17 protein-coding genes are annotated in these 15,905 nt (G+C 58.4%); 13 read left to right on the forward strand and 4 right to left on the reverse strand.

Annotated elements, in window-relative coordinates; translation table 11 throughout:
* Positions 1–8 precede the first annotated feature (8 nt).
* Together KJ970_00645 and KJ970_00650 are read right to left on the reverse strand one after the other, a co-directional pair.
* Complete coding sequence (locus KJ970_00645; protein ID MBU2689408.1) at positions 9–956, reverse strand: hypothetical protein; 948 nt, start codon at positions 954–956, stop codon at positions 9–11.
* A gap of 74 nt (positions 957–1,030) precedes the next feature.
* Positions 1,031–2,947: a hypothetical protein gene (locus tag KJ970_00650; protein ID MBU2689409.1), complete on the reverse strand. Its 1,917-nt coding sequence runs from the start codon at positions 2,945–2,947 to the stop codon at positions 1,031–1,033.
* A 243-nt stretch (positions 2,948–3,190) separates the two neighbouring features.
* Here KJ970_00650 and KJ970_00655 point away from each other — a divergent pair, with 243 nt between their 5' ends.
* From KJ970_00655 to KJ970_00690, 8 genes are all read left to right on the forward strand, one after another.
* Positions 3,191–3,979: a patatin-like phospholipase family protein gene (locus KJ970_00655; GenBank protein ID MBU2689410.1), complete on the forward strand. Its 789-nt coding sequence runs from the start codon at positions 3,191–3,193 to the stop codon at positions 3,977–3,979.
* Between the two features lie 26 nt (positions 3,980–4,005).
* The gene (locus tag KJ970_00660; GenBank protein MBU2689411.1) at positions 4,006–5,160 is read left to right on the forward strand and encodes a glycosyltransferase family 4 protein; all 1,155 of its coding nucleotides are present in this window, start codon (positions 4,006–4,008) and stop codon (positions 5,158–5,160) included.
* Between the two features lie 18 nt (positions 5,161–5,178).
* Positions 5,179–6,372 (forward strand): Xaa-Pro peptidase family protein, encoded by a 1,194-nt coding sequence (locus KJ970_00665; GenBank protein ID MBU2689412.1) that lies wholly within the window; start codon positions 5,179–5,181, stop codon positions 6,370–6,372.
* A gap of 14 nt (positions 6,373–6,386) precedes the next feature.
* Positions 6,387–7,127, forward strand: coding sequence for a glycosyltransferase family 2 protein (locus tag KJ970_00670; protein MBU2689413.1), 741 nt, complete (start codon positions 6,387–6,389; stop codon positions 7,125–7,127).
* Entirely contained in the window at positions 7,099–7,545 is a 447-nt protein-coding gene (gene metG / locus KJ970_00675; protein MBU2689414.1) for a methionine--tRNA ligase subunit beta, read from the forward strand. Before KJ970_00670 ends, metG begins: the two co-directional genes overlap by 29 nt.
* Positions 7,546–7,555: 10 nt before the next feature.
* Complete coding sequence (locus KJ970_00680) at positions 7,556–8,275, forward strand: class I SAM-dependent methyltransferase (protein ID MBU2689415.1); 720 nt, start codon at positions 7,556–7,558, stop codon at positions 8,273–8,275.
* 323 nt (positions 8,276–8,598) lie between these two features.
* Positions 8,599–8,919, forward strand: coding sequence for a hypothetical protein (locus tag KJ970_00685; protein MBU2689416.1), 321 nt, complete (start codon positions 8,599–8,601; stop codon positions 8,917–8,919).
* A 58-nt stretch (positions 8,920–8,977) separates the two neighbouring features.
* Positions 8,978–9,586: a T9SS type A sorting domain-containing protein gene (locus tag KJ970_00690; GenBank protein ID MBU2689417.1), complete on the forward strand. Its 609-nt coding sequence runs from the start codon at positions 8,978–8,980 to the stop codon at positions 9,584–9,586.
* A gap of 28 nt (positions 9,587–9,614) precedes the next feature.
* Here KJ970_00690 and KJ970_00695 read toward each other — a convergent pair whose 3' ends face one another.
* Complete coding sequence (locus tag KJ970_00695) at positions 9,615–10,775, reverse strand: ATP-binding protein (GenBank protein MBU2689418.1); 1,161 nt, start codon at positions 10,773–10,775, stop codon at positions 9,615–9,617.
* A gap of 128 nt (positions 10,776–10,903) precedes the next feature.
* Here KJ970_00695 and KJ970_00700 point away from each other — a divergent pair, with 128 nt between their 5' ends.
* The 5 genes from KJ970_00700 (at position 10,904) to KJ970_00720 (ending at position 15,245) form a co-directional block, all read left to right on the forward strand.
* Positions 10,904–11,305, forward strand: a complete 402-nt coding sequence (locus KJ970_00700; protein MBU2689419.1) for a GntR family transcriptional regulator — start codon at positions 10,904–10,906, stop codon at positions 11,303–11,305.
* A gap of 170 nt (positions 11,306–11,475) precedes the next feature.
* Complete coding sequence (locus tag KJ970_00705) at positions 11,476–12,426, forward strand: slipin family protein (protein ID MBU2689420.1); 951 nt, start codon at positions 11,476–11,478, stop codon at positions 12,424–12,426.
* Positions 12,423–13,163 carry a (Fe-S)-binding protein gene (locus KJ970_00710; protein MBU2689421.1) on the forward strand — a complete coding sequence of 247 codons (741 nt, stop codon included), beginning with the start codon at positions 12,423–12,425 and terminating at the stop codon, positions 13,161–13,163. Before KJ970_00705 ends, KJ970_00710 begins: the two co-directional genes overlap by 4 nt.
* Positions 13,160–14,578 carry an iron-sulfur cluster-binding protein gene (locus KJ970_00715; GenBank protein MBU2689422.1) on the forward strand — a complete coding sequence of 473 codons (1,419 nt, stop codon included), beginning with the start codon at positions 13,160–13,162 and terminating at the stop codon, positions 14,576–14,578. The genes KJ970_00710 and KJ970_00715 overlap by 4 nt, the downstream gene beginning before the upstream one ends.
* A 1-nt stretch (position 14,579) precedes the next feature.
* On the forward strand, positions 14,580–15,245 hold the full coding sequence (locus tag KJ970_00720; protein MBU2689423.1) for a lactate utilization protein: 666 nt from the start codon (positions 14,580–14,582) through the stop codon (positions 15,243–15,245).
* A gap of 5 nt (positions 15,246–15,250) precedes the next feature.
* Here KJ970_00720 and KJ970_00725 read toward each other — a convergent pair whose 3' ends face one another.
* Positions 15,251–15,895, reverse strand: coding sequence for an acyltransferase (locus KJ970_00725; GenBank protein ID MBU2689424.1), 645 nt, complete (start codon positions 15,893–15,895; stop codon positions 15,251–15,253).
* Positions 15,896–15,905: the final 10 nt, after the last annotated feature.

The raw sequence follows: 15,905 nt of genomic DNA on the forward strand, positions 1-15,905 counted from the left end.
ACCGGCGGTTAAAAGAGAATCCCAAAATGAAACCGGTGTGTCGAACCAAGACCGGCTTCCTCCGCGACGAGGCCGTAAGCGGCGTGGACACGCCCGCGCGTCAGCGTCAGGCCGCCGGAAAAGAGGGTGCCGCCGTCATCGCCCGGCCGGTGCCGCACGCCGGCCTGGATCCCGACCATCTGCATCGGCAAGGCCGGCCGATAATCGACGCCGAAGCTGAGCTCTTGAAGCCCGACACCTTCCGGATCCCAAATCAAACCCGCGGGGAATCGAAAGAGGTGATTCCATTCCAGGAGAACGCCCCCTTCAAGGCGAAGATTCAGGCGCTCTGAGTCGCCACCGTCCCAGGAGAGGTTGCTGAGGGCGTGGCGCATCACAAATCCGGCCTGAGCGCGATCGGTCAGATGCCATGTTAAACCCAGATCGAGATCGTAACCCGAAGCAGACAATCCGGTCACATCGCCGCCGACGCTGAGGTAACTCAGATTACATCCGACGGTCGAGGACTTTAACGATGAAAAAGCGGTGCCGACCGTCAGGCGGGTTTCACGATAGGTGTCTCCTTCGGCGTCGAGACTGAGAATATCGGCTCCAAAACCCAAAACGCGGGAGATTTCCGATCCGCCCCCGGCGGTGAGGCGGCCGCCGGCATCGGCATCCACATAATTTTTGTAAAAGGGCAGGGCGATGGCCGCAAAGGAATGACGGACAAGGCCTTCGCCGAAAAGATCACCGCTGCCCGCCATGAAGGACCGCTGGGTGACGTGCGGCAACAGGGCTGGATTCCAATGGACGGCGGAGGGATCTTGGATCCAGGCGATGCTTCCCGCCCCAAAGACGGCCCCGGTCGCCCCCCACGGCAAATCGGGAAAGGCCCCCTGCGTTGCGGAGCCTGCGCCCAAAGCCGGGGAGGAAATGATAAAGAGGGTCAAAATGAAACGTACGATCCGCGGCATGATTCTTCCCTTCATACGCGTCTTGCATCAGTTTCTTACGTAGGACACTTGACTCAGCCGCTTAGCGCGGCCGCCTACCTAAGATAGAGAATGGGCCAGATGTGTTTTTCCGACCCACCGTCCGAAAATCGGGCTTCCCACTTGAGGAGATAGGCTCCGGAGTGGACCCGCGCATTATCTCCGTTGCGCCCATCCCACTGAATTTCAATATAGTTTAGGTTCTGGTCCCAGCGCCACTCCCGCACCAAGCCGCCTTCAATGTTAAGGAGCCGGGCATCGACATGCTCATACCCGATCGGGTGCGAAATGGTCATTATGTCTCCCGGCCTGAAGGGTTTTGGGATGAGAACCTCTCCCGCCGTGACATAGATGACGGTCTGCGCAGCCGAATGACCCGACTCATTGCCGGCGGCATCCCGTCCGGCCGCGGCGATCTCTTGCGGGCCGGGTGTTAAACTGATGGGGACGGAAAATTCTCCGCCGGCGCCGACATCGGCTGTGGCGACGCGTTTGCCATCTTTGAAAATCGCGACGGCGGGAAGGCTGTCGACCACACCGGCGACGGTGATCTGATCTGTTGTTACTGAGGAGGGCAGAGGATTGAGCACCGGTACAATAGTGGGCGCGGTGTTATCCAGCCCGATCCAAAGAGCGCGGATCTCTTCACGGCGGCAGCCGCCTGTTTGCGCGTAAACAGGGATAAGCACCGACGCCGCATCCGATGCTTCATTCGCGGCTGGAATCAGATAGGTGATAACAAAGGTTGTGTCATTGGTCTGTTGTGTCGCCTCATTCCCATCTTTAAAGCGGGAGCTGATCCCCTGAAAATCGGCGCCGACATTGATCTCGAGCTCTCCCGGGCTGCTCCATTGGGTTTCTATTTTTAATGTATCACTGTTTTTAAAAACAGTTTTCGCATTTATCAACCGGGTCGCTATATGAACCGGCGGATGATTGTTCATGGTGAGACGGAGGCTGTTATCGGTGAAACGATCCCCGAAGCGTGTTGATGCCGTGAGGCCGACCACAAGGGAATCGGCGTCGGGAGTGGTGTTGTTTTCAGAAGTCGTATATTGAATCGTATAGAGCCCGCCCCCCTCGGGGTAGACGGTATAAGGACCCGGGAGGCCGTTATCAATATGGGCGAAATCGGGAACGATGCTGAGATCGTCCCGGTCCCAGCGGGTCTTAATGACAATGGACCATTCATCACTGATGCATGAGGATGAGTCGGCCAATACCGAGCCCAGCGGGATCGGTGTATTGTGAAGGTTCAACAAAATCGTCGTATCGACAGCGGTGTTCCCCGCGGGATCGACAGCGGTGATCGGCACCGGAAGGCTGTCCGCATCGGCGGTTGTGTTATAAAAAGAGAGGGTGTACTGGAATCGCGTTGTGGTGCCGGACTCCATCATCTGCAGGCCGCCGAGCGTGTCCGAATCGACAGCGGTGAAATCAGGCCGGATGCGGTAGTCGTCCCCATTCCATGTCGTCTCGAGTTGAATCGACTCCCCATCACGAACCAGGGTATCGCCCTCGACAAAGAGCGTTGAGGTATGGACCGGGGCCGTGATGTCCAGCACCAGATCCAACGGATCAGCGACAATCGACTGTGTGCCGCTCCAGGCGGCGGCTTTGACCGTATAATCTCCTTCTGAGACCAGACGCGGATCCAAACCGGCGGGATCCGCCGTTCCGTTCCATATCAGTTCGACCGCGCCGGTTCCCACCGCAACACTGTCGAGGAGGGTGCGGATGGGAACATCGGATGAATCGACCTGAACCCGGAGGTAACCGGCCTGGTTGAGACGCACCGTGATCAGGAGATGATCCTGGATGCCGTCTCCATTCGGAGAGAAAGCGCCACTATCGAGCGCGAAATCTTCAAAGAGAAGCTGCTGGCCGGCGGCGGGCGCCGGAAGCGACAGGGCCAATCCGGGAAGAAGACATATGATCCGCAGAGCGAGACGGATCGAAGCTGGTAGGGTCACCGTCTTAATGATCCTTTCCTTCGGAAGCCGGGCCGCTTCTGGGTTCCTATCATCCCGCGGCCCTGTGGAAGCGAGACACTCACGGAGATTATGGGTCTCCCAGGGCTGTTGTCAAACGCTCGCGTCGCGACGCCAAGATTGGATCCGCCCCTGAAGAGGGGTAAGCTGCAGGACGGAGAGGTGGAGCTTCGCAGGTGGTTGCGGAGGCGCGGTTATGCGATGTGGGGTGATAAGGGAGGGTCGATGCCGCGATCATTAGGGCTGGCGCTCAGCGGGGGCGTCGCGAGGAGCATTGTGCATGTGGGCGTTCTGAAGGTCTTCAAGGCGGAGGGGATCCCGATCGACGCCATTGCGGGGACATCGGGCGGCTCGATCGCGGCGGTGCTCTATGCCGCCGGGCTGCCGGTGACCGATATGGCGGCGCTCGCCGGCAAGCTCTCCTGGCGCGAACTGGCCCACCTCTCGCCGAAGCGGCTGGGATTCCTTTCCACGGCGCCGATCCGCCAATTCATCGAAAAGTGGATCGGCAATCCATCCTTTGAGGATCTCAAAATTCCCTGCGCCGTCGTGGCGACCGATATGACGACCTTCGCGGCGCACGTTTTCAACAGCGGGCCGATTCTGCCGGCCGTCGAAGCCTCATGTGCCATCCCGCATCTCTTCAGTCCGGTCAAGATCGACGGAAAGATCTATCTCGACGGCGGGGTTGTTAATTTTTTGCCCGTGGAGTGCTTGAGTTCGATGGGCGCCGAAATGACGGTGGGAGTGTCGACGATCAAGGACCCTCCCCGCGGCGGCGAACCCCGGCATCTGGTGGAACTGATGGCTCAGTTTTCTGGACTTGTACAATACAATAATTATATGCAATCCCGCGAGCGGGTGGATATTCTCATTCATCCGAACATGGAGAAGTTCCCGGTCTTCGAGTTACACAAAGCCGGCCTGCTTCTTGAGGAAGGGGAGAAGGCCGCGCGGAGCGCCTTGCCGAGGATACGGGCTCTTCTGGATGAGGGGCCGCAGAGAGAAAATTAAGAGCGGGGACGGCGGAAATGGCGGAAATGACGGAACCCAGGCATCTCAAGATTCTCAATGTCGCCCATATCCGGTGGTGGAGCGCCCTGGCCCACTATGCGCATGCCGTCGCCGTGTCGCTGCAACGCCGGGGGCATCATGTCATCGCCGCCGGCGCCCAAAATTCCCCCTATATGGATCGATGCATAACTTCCGGTCTCCCGACATTGAAAGGGATCCGTTCCGCCGGCAACGGCATGACCGGCCGTATGCCCTCGCTGTTCCTCATCCGCCGGATGATCCGGGAGGGTGAACTCGATGTTCTGATCGTTCACACCGGACCGGGCCACGGGGAATTGGCCCTGTCCCGGTGGGGGATGAAAGAGAAGGTTCTGCTCATCCGCGCCCGGCCGGAGATCCGCCCGCCCAGAGACAATATGGTGAACCGGGTCCTCCACCGGCGGTTGACCGACCGGATCCTCCTTTCCGGCGAGTTCATGAAGAAAGATCACTACAGCGGATGGTTTTTGGATTCGGGAAGAATGACCGTCATCCACGGCGGGGTCGATGTTGAACATTTTTCAAGGGAGCGCTGGGAGGGCGAGGCGGCGGAGATCCGCAAGCGTTTCGGCCTGTCCCGGCGGTCGACGCTGGTCGGATTGATCGGGCGGCTGAGCCCTGTCAAAGGGCACCGGACGGCTCTGGAGGCGCTCCTTCCGTTGATGACGGCGGATGAAAACCTCCAGCTCATCTTCGCGGGCGGCGAGTCGCAGGTGCGCTGGATAGAATTGGCCAAAAAGATTCCCGGCGCGCTATTAGCGCGGGTCCATTATATAGGACAGGTGCCGGATGCGGCGCCCGCCATGACGGCCTGCGATGCGGTGTTGATACCGAGCACCGGCTCGGAAGCGGTCTGCCGGGTGGCGATGGAGTGTCTTGCGCTGGGTGTGCCCGTCGTCGGCACCTCTGTGAATGTGATACCTGAGGTGATCCAGGACGGTGAGACCGGATGGATTGTCCCGCCGGGCGATCCGGCGGCCCTGCGGCGCACGGTGGATGCGATCATGAAAAACCCCGATGAAGCGCGGCGGCGGGCTGAACGGGGCCATGCGGCGGCGCAAAAGTTGTACTCTTGGGATGCCCTCGGCGGCCGGCTCGAAGGTTTGCTATGGCAGGCTTTGGCCGGTGATGATTGGGATTGAGGCGGGGAGGAAACGGCTTTGACACAACTTGTTCATGAGAAATTGCATCAGGTTGAAGGCATCTTGAAGGAACTCGACATCGACTGCTGGCTGACCTTTGTCCGCGAGACAACCGATGCCGGCGATCCCGTGCTGCCGTTGATCCTCGATCACCCCCTCACCTGGCAAAGCGCCCTGATCCTTACACAATCGGGCGAACGGATCGCGATCGTGGGGAAATATGAAGATGAAGCGGTGAGATCCAGCGGCGCCTGGTCGAAGGTTCTCACCTATGTTCAGAGCATAAAAGAGCCCCTCTGCAACGAACTGAACCGCCTGCAGCCGAAAGAGGTCGCGCTCAATTACTCATTGAATGATGTCAAGGCGGATGGCCTTACGTTCGGTCTTTTTGAATTGTTAAAGCAGCATCTTTCGGAGACACCCTTTGCCAGCCGTTTCCTCAGCGCCGAGAAGATTATCGGCACCCTCAGGGGCAGGAAATCTCCCGGAGAGATTCAGCGCGTGCGCCGGGCGATCGCGACGACGGAAGAGATCTTTCTCGACCTCACCCGCTATGCGCGGCCGGGCCACACCGAGATCGACATTCACGGTCATCTCCATGACGCGGCGGCCCGGCGGCATGTCGGCTTGGCCTGGGAGGCGGCGCTCTGTCCCTCCGTAACCACGGGGCCGGGATCGATGGCCGGGCACGGCTTTCCTTCCGATCAGCTCTGCGTCTCTGAGGGGAATATCTTTCACATTGATTATGGCGTCCGGCGCGATGGGTATTGTTCCGATCTTCAACGCTCCTGGTATGTGCCGCGCACCGGGGAAACGAGGCCGCCTGAGAGTGTGCAAAAGGGATTCGATACGGTACGCCGGGCCATCCTCGCCGCCGCTGAGGTGTTGCAGCCGGGTGTCGAGGGCTGGACCGTCGACGCCGCCGCGCGCCGGGTCGTCATTGAGGCCGGTTATCCCGAGTACCAGCATGCGACGGGACACCAGGTCGGCCGGGCCTGCCATGACGGCGGCGGCGTGCTGGGACCGCAATGGGAGCGCTACGGGCAAACGCCCTTCTTCCCGATTGAAGAGGGAAATATCTTCACCTTGGAACTCGGCGTCGATCTCGAGGGGCGCGGATATCTCGGATTGGAAGAGATGGTTTTAGTGACGAAGAAGGGGATCGAGTGGTTATCCTCACCCCAAGAGAGTCTGCCGCTATTGCCGGTATAACGGGGAAGGGTTCGATGACAAAGCTGCCGGTTTCGATCTTCATCCTCACGCTGAATGAGGCCGACCGTCTGCCGAAGACGCTGCGGTCGGTCCCGTGGGCCGATGAGATCCTCGTCATCGATTGCGGATCAACCGACGGCACGATCGACGCGGCTGAAGCGTCAGGCGCCCGCGTGATTCGCCATCCCTGGGAAGGATACAGCCGGCAGAAATCCTTCGCCCTGACGCAATGCCGCCATCCCTGGGTTCTGTGGCTGGATGCCGATGAAGAGGTGACCGTCGAGCTGGCTCACTCCATCCGGAAGGCGATGGAAAGTGAAACCACAGCCGGCGGATTCGCCATGGCGCGCCGCACCGTTTACCTTGGGAAGGCGCTGCGATGGGGCGGATGGTACCCCGACTGGAAGACGCGGCTTTTTCTGAAAGATAAGGTGCGTTTCGACGAGCGGATGGTGCACGAGACGGCCGTGATCGACGGGCGCGTCGAGCGGCTGCGGGGGGATCTTCTACATTATTCGTACCGCAATCTCACGCATCATCTCGAAAAGATCAACGAGTACACGACGCTTTGGGCGGAGGGGGCGCCGGGCCGGCCGGCTCTTCCGGACCTGATCTTCCGCCCGCCGGCGAAATTTCTCAAAGCCTATATTTTAAAGTTGGGATTTCTCGAAGGGTGGCGCGGCCTGGTCGTCGCCACCATGGGCGCCTACTATGTTGCGCTGAAGTATGCGAAACTCTTTGAAAAGTATAAGTAAAGAACTGCAACGGGAGGAAGAGATGGAAGAGGAAAAGAAAGCCGAAGAGGAACCGAAGCAAGCGGAGACGAAAAGCGAAGCGCCGGGGAAACCGGAGTTGACCTACAATGAATTCGCCCGCATGGATCTCCGGGTCGCCGTCATTACCGCCGCGGAGCCGCATCCCAACGCCGACCGTTTGTTAAAGATGCAGGTCGATCTCGGCTCGGGTGACACACGCCAGCTCGTCGCCGGGATCGCCGGGCAGTACCAGCCGGAGGATCTTGTCGGCCGGAAGATATGCGTCGTCGCCAACCTGAAACCGGCGAAACTCCGCGGCGAGCTCTCCCAGGGGATGCTCCTGGCGGCATCCGACGGCGAGACGATCAGCCTTCTCAAGCCCGATCAGGATGTCGCCCCGGGGTCGGCGATCAGCTGACGGGGCCGGCATGCAGACGAGCGGTTCAGAACCGGAATTCACCGGCGAGTTCTTTATTCCCGGCAAGTCCGGCGAGCGGATCGAAGCGGACCATATGGAAAGGTATCGTTTCGCCTCCGGATTCGCACAGGGCAGGACCGTATTGGATATAGCTTGCGGTGTTGGATTCTCGGCGCCCCTGTTCCTGGCCGCCGGCGCCGCTCGGTATGTCGGCGTCGACCTGAACGAACAGCTGATTCAATATGCGGCGCGCACCTACGGTTCGGAAAAGGCCCGATTTGTCGCCGGCGATATCTGTACTTATGAGGACGGCGAGAGATATGATCTCGTCGTCTGTTATGAGACGATCGAGCATATCAAAGATTACCGTTCGGCGCTTGGAAACTTGTATCATCTTCTCAACACGGATGGAGTGCTCATCATCTCTTCACCGCATCGCTTGATTACCTCACCGCGCGCGAATTCACTCACCGACAAGCCCTCCAACGAATTTCATATCCAAGAATTTACGCCAGAGGAACTGCTGCCGGAATTAAAGGCAGCGGGATTTTCCACTCTTGAACAGGGGCTCTATGGCCAGCGTCAAAGACGGCGCATCATCGCAAACCGGGTGATTCGAAGAATCGTAAGCCTTGTATTTGGCAATCCAAATATGACCACATCGCCGCAAGTGACGCCGGTAATTGATAAAGTCCCGCGATACTTCATATTTGTCGTAAAGAAGAATTGAAACCGGCGGCCGAATCCCGCCAGCTCAGTTTCTCGCAATAAGCGGTAATCGCAGTCTTAACTTCAATATAGTTATGGGTTAAAATATTTCTGGCATGTCCATAAGGACAGTCCACGGTTTTGTACCGACTGCGCGCTGGGATCGATATTCCTCTTTAAGCGTGTCTCTTGTATTCTCGCCATCGGCTCCTCCGCGTCTCCTAGATACAGACCCTGCAATATCAAAGCTGCGTCCCGGCTCCACCGCGCCGGGTCGGTTGAGCCGGGAAGGCGAAATTCTCCCATGGCATTCCAATGCCATGGCCGCGCAAGGGGGAGGTTCCAATGATCTGCAAAAAGATGGGTTCCTATTTGTTGTGCCCGGTCATCGCATTGTTCTTGAATGCGGGGTTTGATTCGGGCGGCAGCGCCGCCGATTTCGACGGCGCTCCGCCACCGATGGGCGCCTATCAACTCGAAGCAGTAGGCGCTGTTGCCGCCTATCAGGAGCTGGAGCGCGGGGCGACGATTTATACATTCGGCGATCCCGCAGAGCTGAGATCGCAACTCGGTATCCCGACCTATTCCGTCTCAGATCCGGGGCCACTCCTGGGCTATGCCATCCGAAGGCTCCCCAACGGCCGGTATGCCGTCATCTATCCTTAAGAACTGGAATCCGAATCCGAACACACCGCCGTCCGCGCCCACAAATCCTGCAAGCGAAATGGACGGGAATGTGCTGACCCTTTCCTGGGACGCGGCGATCGACGATGAAACACCCACTTTGGGATTAACGTATAACCTCTGTGTGGGGACGACCCCCGGCGGCTCGGAGATCATGTCAGCGATGGCCGATTCAATGACGGGGTATCGCAAGGTCGTGCAGCTGGGAAACACGAATCATAATACCAGCTGGATGATTACCCTTCCCGACCCGCCGCCTCCGGAATTTTATTGGAGTGTTCAAGCTATCGATGCCTGCTTTGCGGGATCACCCTTCGTGGCCGGCGGCCTCGACACAGCCGCCCCCCCCGACGATGTTGATCCAATGCCGACGAGCTTCGCCGTCCAGCTGATCAATCCGAATCCGTTCTATAAACAAACGGCCATCCGGTTTGATGTGCCGACTGCGGGAGCGGTGCGGCTCGACGTCTTTAACATTGCCGGGCGAAAGGTCAGGACTCTCGTAAACCGCCGGATGGATCCCGCCAGGCACACCTCGATCTGGGATGGACGCGATGACGGCGGCCGATCCGTATCCGCCGGCGTCTATTTTATAAGGCTCGACGCCGCGTCGGCGACATTGACGCAGAAGGTGGTGCGGATCGAGTAAGATCGTCAAGGGCGCATTCCGCCGGCTCCTACTGCGACGGCAACTCTTCCAGAAATCTTTGAAGAGGAATCACCTCAACTCCATCGATCAATTGCTTCCTGGGGCCGAGAAAGACGACAATCCGCCGCTTCAGCCGGGGAACACGCTCCGCAAAGGAGGACAGCCCCTTGAGAGATCCACGATCGATACGGCGCCCGGACTTGACCTCGATCGCCCAGAGTTCTCGATCCACCTCCAGGATGAAATCCACCTCGACGCCGTGGCGCGTGCGGTAATAGGAAAGCCCGGCCTGCGGCCATAGACCATCCAGTCGACGATGCAGCTCGTAGCCGACGAGATGCTCCAAAAGAAGCCCACATTCATCATCCAGAGGCCGGTCGAGTGGCCGGCGCAAGAGAGCGTTCCGTACACCGAGATCAAACAGGAACAACTTGGGATGAGAGATGAGGCTCGCCCGATCTGAGTCGCTCCAGGCGGGAACTCGGAAGAGGATGAGGGTATCCTCCAAAACCTCGATATATCGGCGGGCGGTTTCATAGCTCAGGCCCGCATCACTGCAGAGCGCATTGATGTTGAGAATGCGGCCCGATGATGCCGCCACAAGTTCGAGCAGCCGGCCATAGCCGCCAATGTTTCGGACAAGGGCTTCCGCCTGGACTTCCTCGCGAAGGTAGGTATCGACGTAGCTGCGGAGATCCGCCTCGCGAGTGGGCGGATCCGGCTCGGCGTAGATTCCGGGAAGGGTCCCGTGTGCGAGCGCGCGTTCGAGCACGAACTCCCCACCGAGTTCACAGGCCAGCAGTGGGTGGAGATAGTGAACATGGATTCGACCGGGGAGTAAATTCGCATGCCCCCGTCTCAGCTTACGAGCGCTTGATCCGGACAAGAGGAAACGGAAACGCTGCGGACGTTCGTCGAGCATGACTTGTACGAGGTTCAATAGGGCAGGGACACGTTGAACCTCATCGATGAAGACGGATCGGGTTTCCGGCCCTGCGCCGCGAAGTTCATGCTCCAACCGCTCGGGGTGTGTGACATAGTCCCGGAACGCCACCGGGCTGGCGAGGTTCACCGTAAGATCAGGCTTCAACAAGTTGACCAACGTCGATTTCCCGACCTGCCGTGGGCCCATAAGGAGGACGCTGCGCTTCCCGGTCTGTAGTTTGGTGGTGAGGAATCTTTCATACATGTGGGTAGAATAGCCGCATTTTTACCCACGGTCAAGAAATCTTTATAGCCCTTGACAAATCTGACGATTATTGTATTATACCATTAATACAACAGAACACTAGGACTCTAGAACGCTTGAAAGGGGGGATGACCTTGGGGATTGAGATCAAGCTGGATCTGAAAAGCGGGGTGCCCTTCTACCGCCAGATCATCGATCAGGTGAAGACGGCGATGGCGACCGGCCGGCTCGAGTCGGGCGACCGGCTGCCCACCGTCCGCCAACTGGCGGTGAACCTCTCCATTAATCCCAATACGGTGAGCCGCGCCTATACCGAGCTCGAACTGACGGGGCTGGTGGAGACACAGATGGGATCGGGTACCTTTGTCGGGACCAAACAAATTGAGCAGGATGAAGCCGAACGGCGGCGGATCTGCGATCAGATTTGCCAGGATTTTCTTTCAAGGGCTTCATCCTATGGATTCACTATCGAAGATATTTTAGAGAACCTCCGCCGGCGCTTGTCCGCCAAAGAAGGAGACAAAAAATGAAAGCGGTGAAGTCACAACAGGGCTTGTCAGTTCTGGATGAATTCTCCACGGGATTCCGCGCCGATTTCCGATTCAGTCCCTTCAACATCATGATCCTTGTCGCTATCTGTCTGATCGGCATGATTATTCATCTTGCGGTCTTTGAATTCAGCCTGAGGGTCATTATTACGATGATCGCCACATCGCTGATCCTGGCCGTTCTCTTCCGGTCGCTTCAGGTCTGGGAAGCGGTGCTGGTCCTCACCACCCTTGCGGGCCTGGTGACCTATCTGAATCACCGGCCGCATGGCGGAATTCTCGTCGCCACGGTTGTGGCGGCCAGCTTGATCGCACCGATGATACAGATCGCCTTTCAATGGGAAAAGGCGATCATCCTGCGCTTCGGCCGGTTCAAGGGTGTCCGGGGGAGCGGCGTTTTTTTCATTCTCCCGATTATTGATAAAGTCGCCAACTATGTCGATCAGCGCATTCGTGTGACCGATTTCAACGCCGAGACAACGCTTACAAAAGATACCGTTCCCGTCAATGTCGACGCGATCGCCTTCTGGATGGTCTGGGATGCGGAGAAATCGGTGCTCGAGGTTGAAGACTTTCTCGCCGCGGTCGCCCTCTCGGCGCAGACCGGGTTGCGCGATGCGATCGGCAAGCATGATCTCAGCGAGATGCTCTGCAATCGGGAGAAGCTGGGAAGTGAAATTCAGGCTCAGCTCGACGCCAAGACCAATGCCTGGGGGATCACCATCCAATCGGTGGAGATCCGTGATATCATCATCCCCAAGGCGCTTGAAGACGCGATGAGCCGCCAGGCGCAGGCGGAGCGCGAGCGCCAATCGCGGATCATCCTGTCGAACGCCGAGACGGAGATCGCCGAGAAATTCGCCGAGGCGGCAAAGCACTACGTGGAAAATCCCGAGGCGATGCATCTGAGGGCGATGAATATGATCTTCGAGGGGCTCAAGAAGAATGGATCGATGGTGATTGTTCCCAGCACCGCCGTCGAAACGATGGGTCTCGGCGCTTTGGGCGGATTGACCGCCTTTGACCGCATTCTCAAAGAGCATAACGAGAAGAAATCGTTGGCGTTGGAGGAGGGGGCGGCCGTGACGGATGCAAAGGCATGAAGGCCACGCTCTTTGTGACCTGTCTCGGCGACACATTTTATCCGCGGATCGGACGGGCCACGCTGCGCGTGCTCGAACGGATCGGACACATTGTCTCGGTGCCGCGGGATCAGACCTGCTGCGGCCAGCCCATGTTCAATGCCGGATACTTTGATGAAGCGCGCGCGGTTGCCCGCCGTTTCCTTGATCTTTTTGATGAGACAACCGGGCCGATCATCGCCCCATCGAGCTCCTGCGCCGCCATGGTCCGTCTGCATTACCCGGAGCTCTTCAAAGAAGAGGCGCTCTACCGCGCCAAAGCCGACACGGTCGGAAAGCGGACCTTTGAGTTCTGCGAGTTTCTTGTGCATCAGCAGAAGTTTCGAATGGCGGATTGGGGCGGGCGGTTCGATCGCTCGGTCACCTTTCACCGGAGTTGCCACTACCGGGGTTTGGGGATCAAAGAGGAGCCGATCGACCTCATCAAGCAAATACCGGGCATCCGCTACATCCCGCTGGAAAAGATCGATCAGTGCTGCGGTTTCGGCGGCACCTTCTCCCTCAATCTGCCGCATGTGAGCCGGGCGATGGCGGCCGAAAAGGTCGAGGCGATTCAGAGATCCGGCGCTGAACTTCTCATCTACGCCGATCCGGGATGCCTCATGAATATTACGGGCTACGCCCATCGCATCGGTGCGGAGTTGCCTGTCTTGCACATTGCCGAACTCCTCGATCAAGCCATGGGGAACGGGTCATGACGGTCAGAAGTTTTTACGATAAGACCCGGGAGGCCTGTGACGACCGGGAGCTGTCAAGAAAGCTGCACACGGCGACCGACCGGCAGGATCAGGCCCGGAAAGTCATCTGTGAAGAGCTGGGTGACATCGAGGCTTTCCGGGAGCTGGCCAAGGATCTTCGGGACGATATCCTCTGGAACCTCGATCGGTATCTCACCACGTTCGTCGAGCATGCCGAAACGGCGGGCGTGCGGGTCCACTGGGCCGCCGATGCCGGGGAGGCCCGGGAGGCGATCGCCGGTATCGCGGAGAAGCACAATGTTCAGCGGATCGTTAAAAGCAAATCGATGGTGACCGAAGAGATCGGCCTGAATGACCATCTTGAACGCCACGGATACGAAGTCATCGAAACCGATCTGGGCGAGTTTATTGTTCAACTGAAGGAAGAAGGGCCGTCCCATATTGTTGTGCCGGCCGTTCATCTCAGCACGGCCGATGTCGGCATGCTCTTCAAAGAGAAGCTCGGTTATACCGGCCCCATCGAAGCGGACGCTTTGACAAAAGCGGCGCGGCGGCATCTCAGGGAGATTTTCAAGACGGCGCAGATGGGGATCAGCGGCGTGAACCTCGCCGTGGCCGAACAGGGGCAGTGGATCATCTGCACCAATGAAGGCAATGGACGCTTCGTGACGACAATGCCGCAGGTCTATGTCGCCGTCATGGGCATGGAGCGGATCGTTCAGGATATCGACAGCGCCGGTGTGATCCTCAAATTGCTGGCCAAGTTCGCGACCGGCCAGCGGCTGACGCAGTATGTGAATATCATGCAAGGGCCGGGCGATGATGAGGGTCCCCGTCATGTGCATCTCGTCATTCTCGATAACGGCCGGAGCCGGATTTTGGGATCGCGCTATCGCTCGATGCTGCGCTGTATCCGTTGCGGCGCTTGTCTCAATGCCTGCCCTGTCTTCAAGCAGATCGGCGGACATCCCTATTCGGGGTGTTACTCGGGACCGATGGGTTCTGTACTACTGCCGCTGCTCGAGGGATTAAAGCAAGCCGGCGACGCGACGAAGGCCTGCAGCCTCTGCCGTCTGTGCAACGAGGTCTGCCCCGTCAAAATCCCATTGGCCGATCATATCGTGGCCCTGCGAAGCGATATGGTGAAAGCGGGAATCACCGATCGGCTCGAGCGGGTTTCAATGGCGGCGGCCTCGAGAATTCTTCGACATCCGCAAGGGTATCGCTGGGGCCGAAAATTCATGCGATCGATCCTGCGCCTGCGGAGTCACGCCGGCTGGGTCCGGGATCTCCCGTCGATTCCCGGCCGATGGACGCGGGAGAAGGATCTTCCCCTTCCGGCGCCCGAGAGTTTTATCGAAGCGTTCTATGCGCGGCAGGCAGCGGATCACGTGGAGGCGGATCGTGGAGAATAGGGTGCTACAGAACATAAGAGAGGCGCTGAAGACCGACCCGGGATCCGCGGCGCCCCCCGCGTACGACGCGATCGATAAGGGCCGGGCGCGGCTGGTCGCGCACGACCTTGAAAGAGACGATCTGATCAAGCTCTTTTGTGAAAGGGCGCAATCCTCAGGCTCGACGGTTCACCGCGTTAAAGATGTTTATGGTTTGAAAAGGATCCTGGCGGAGATCGCACCCTCCGGATCGATCGTGTCGGTTGCGGCGGGAGCGGAGCTGGCGACGCGGCTGGGCGAAGATCCATCCGCCTTATGGCCGGAGTCTTGCCGGATCCTCAGCGGGCGTTCGCTCACCCGGGAAACCCTCTTTGAAATCGAGGCGGCTTTAACCGGCGTCGAGCAGGGGATCGCGGAAACCGGCTCCATCATCCTTTCCGCAGGGGAAGATAAGCGGCGGTCCGCCTCCCTTACCGCCAAGAAGCATGTCGCCGTCATCTTTCCCGATCAGATCCGGAGTGACATGCTCGACTGGACGGCCGGATGGAGGCCGTCGCGGAGCGCGGCGTCGCCATCCGGCATGACTGTGATCAGCGGACCCAGTAAAACGGCCGATATTGAAATGAAACTCGTGGTCGGCGTGCACGGCCCAGCGGAACTGCATCTGATTCTGTTCGACGGCGGATAGTTGGACTATCCCAATCCCAACTCTTTCACAATATCGGGATATCTAATTTTGTAGGCTTCCGTCAAATGTGTTTCGTAGTGGTCTACGGTTATCGGTTGGAATTTTCCATCGGTCTTGCACTTTTCGTAATGCTCTTTATTCCTGTACATGACAACCTCGGCCGGGTTGCCTATGACAATCGCGAGGGGCGGGACATTTTTTGTAATTACCGAACCCATGCCGATAATCGCTCCTTCACCGATCTCGACACCGGGGAGGATCATGACACCGGCGCCGATCCACACAAAATCGCGGATGATCACCGGCTTGAGTTCGGCCATCTTGTCAAAGGGGATCGTTTCGGCATTGCGGTACCTGTGCTGAGCGGTAAAAATTGTGCAATTGTAGCCGATCCCGCTATTCTCACCGAGGTAGAGGCCGCCGGTGGAGTTGATCACCGTGCCGGTATGGATTGAAGAGCGGTTCTTGAGGATGACCCGATCCGGGCGGTTGATGCGGACCTTGTGTCCAATCCTGACACTCTCGCCGTAGAAGCAAAATTGCCCGGGGCGGTAACAGCACTTCTGGTCCTCGAGATACTCCCGATGGAGCCAGGAAAGGAACCGGTACAGCCCGGTTCTGCGGCAGCAATGTTTGATTCCGTTCTTCATATCTTTACCC

This window comes from Candidatus Eisenbacteria bacterium, assembly GCA_018831195.1.
Taxonomy (GTDB): domain Bacteria; phylum Eisenbacteria; class RBG-16-71-46; order CAIMUX01; family JAHJDP01; genus JAHJDP01.

Bases quoted from the DNA above. Each gene is read 5' to 3' on its own strand.
- KJ970_00645 (MBU2689408.1), bottom strand. From the start codon at position 956: ATGCCGCGGATCGTACGTTTCATTTTGACCCTCTTTATCATTTCCTCC.
- KJ970_00685 (MBU2689416.1), top strand. From the start codon at position 8,599: ATGATCTGCAAAAAGATGGGTTCCTATTTGTTGTGCCCGGTCATCGCA.
- KJ970_00705 (MBU2689420.1), top strand. From the start codon at position 11,476: ATGATCGCCACATCGCTGATCCTGGCCGTTCTCTTCCGGTCGCTTCAG.
- KJ970_00700 (MBU2689419.1), top strand. From the start codon at position 10,904: ATGACCTTGGGGATTGAGATCAAGCTGGATCTGAAAAGCGGGGTGCCC.
- KJ970_00680 (MBU2689415.1), top strand. From the start codon at position 7,556: ATGCAGACGAGCGGTTCAGAACCGGAATTCACCGGCGAGTTCTTTATT.
- KJ970_00660 (MBU2689411.1), top strand. From the start codon at position 4,006: ATGACGGAACCCAGGCATCTCAAGATTCTCAATGTCGCCCATATCCGG.
- KJ970_00670 (MBU2689413.1), top strand. From the start codon at position 6,387: ATGACAAAGCTGCCGGTTTCGATCTTCATCCTCACGCTGAATGAGGCC.
- KJ970_00715 (MBU2689422.1), top strand. From the start codon at position 13,160: ATGACGGTCAGAAGTTTTTACGATAAGACCCGGGAGGCCTGTGACGAC.
- metG (MBU2689414.1), top strand. From the start codon at position 7,099: ATGCGAAACTCTTTGAAAAGTATAAGTAAAGAACTGCAACGGGAGGAA.
- KJ970_00695 (MBU2689418.1), bottom strand. From the start codon at position 10,775: ATGTATGAAAGATTCCTCACCACCAAACTACAGACCGGGAAGCGCAGC.
- KJ970_00710 (MBU2689421.1), top strand. From the start codon at position 12,423: ATGAAGGCCACGCTCTTTGTGACCTGTCTCGGCGACACATTTTATCCG.
- KJ970_00655 (MBU2689410.1), top strand. From the start codon at position 3,191: ATGCCGCGATCATTAGGGCTGGCGCTCAGCGGGGGCGTCGCGAGGAGC.
- KJ970_00725 (MBU2689424.1), bottom strand. From the start codon at position 15,895: ATGAAGAACGGAATCAAACATTGCTGCCGCAGAACCGGGCTGTACCGG.
- KJ970_00690 (MBU2689417.1), top strand. From the start codon at position 8,978: ATGGACGGGAATGTGCTGACCCTTTCCTGGGACGCGGCGATCGACGAT.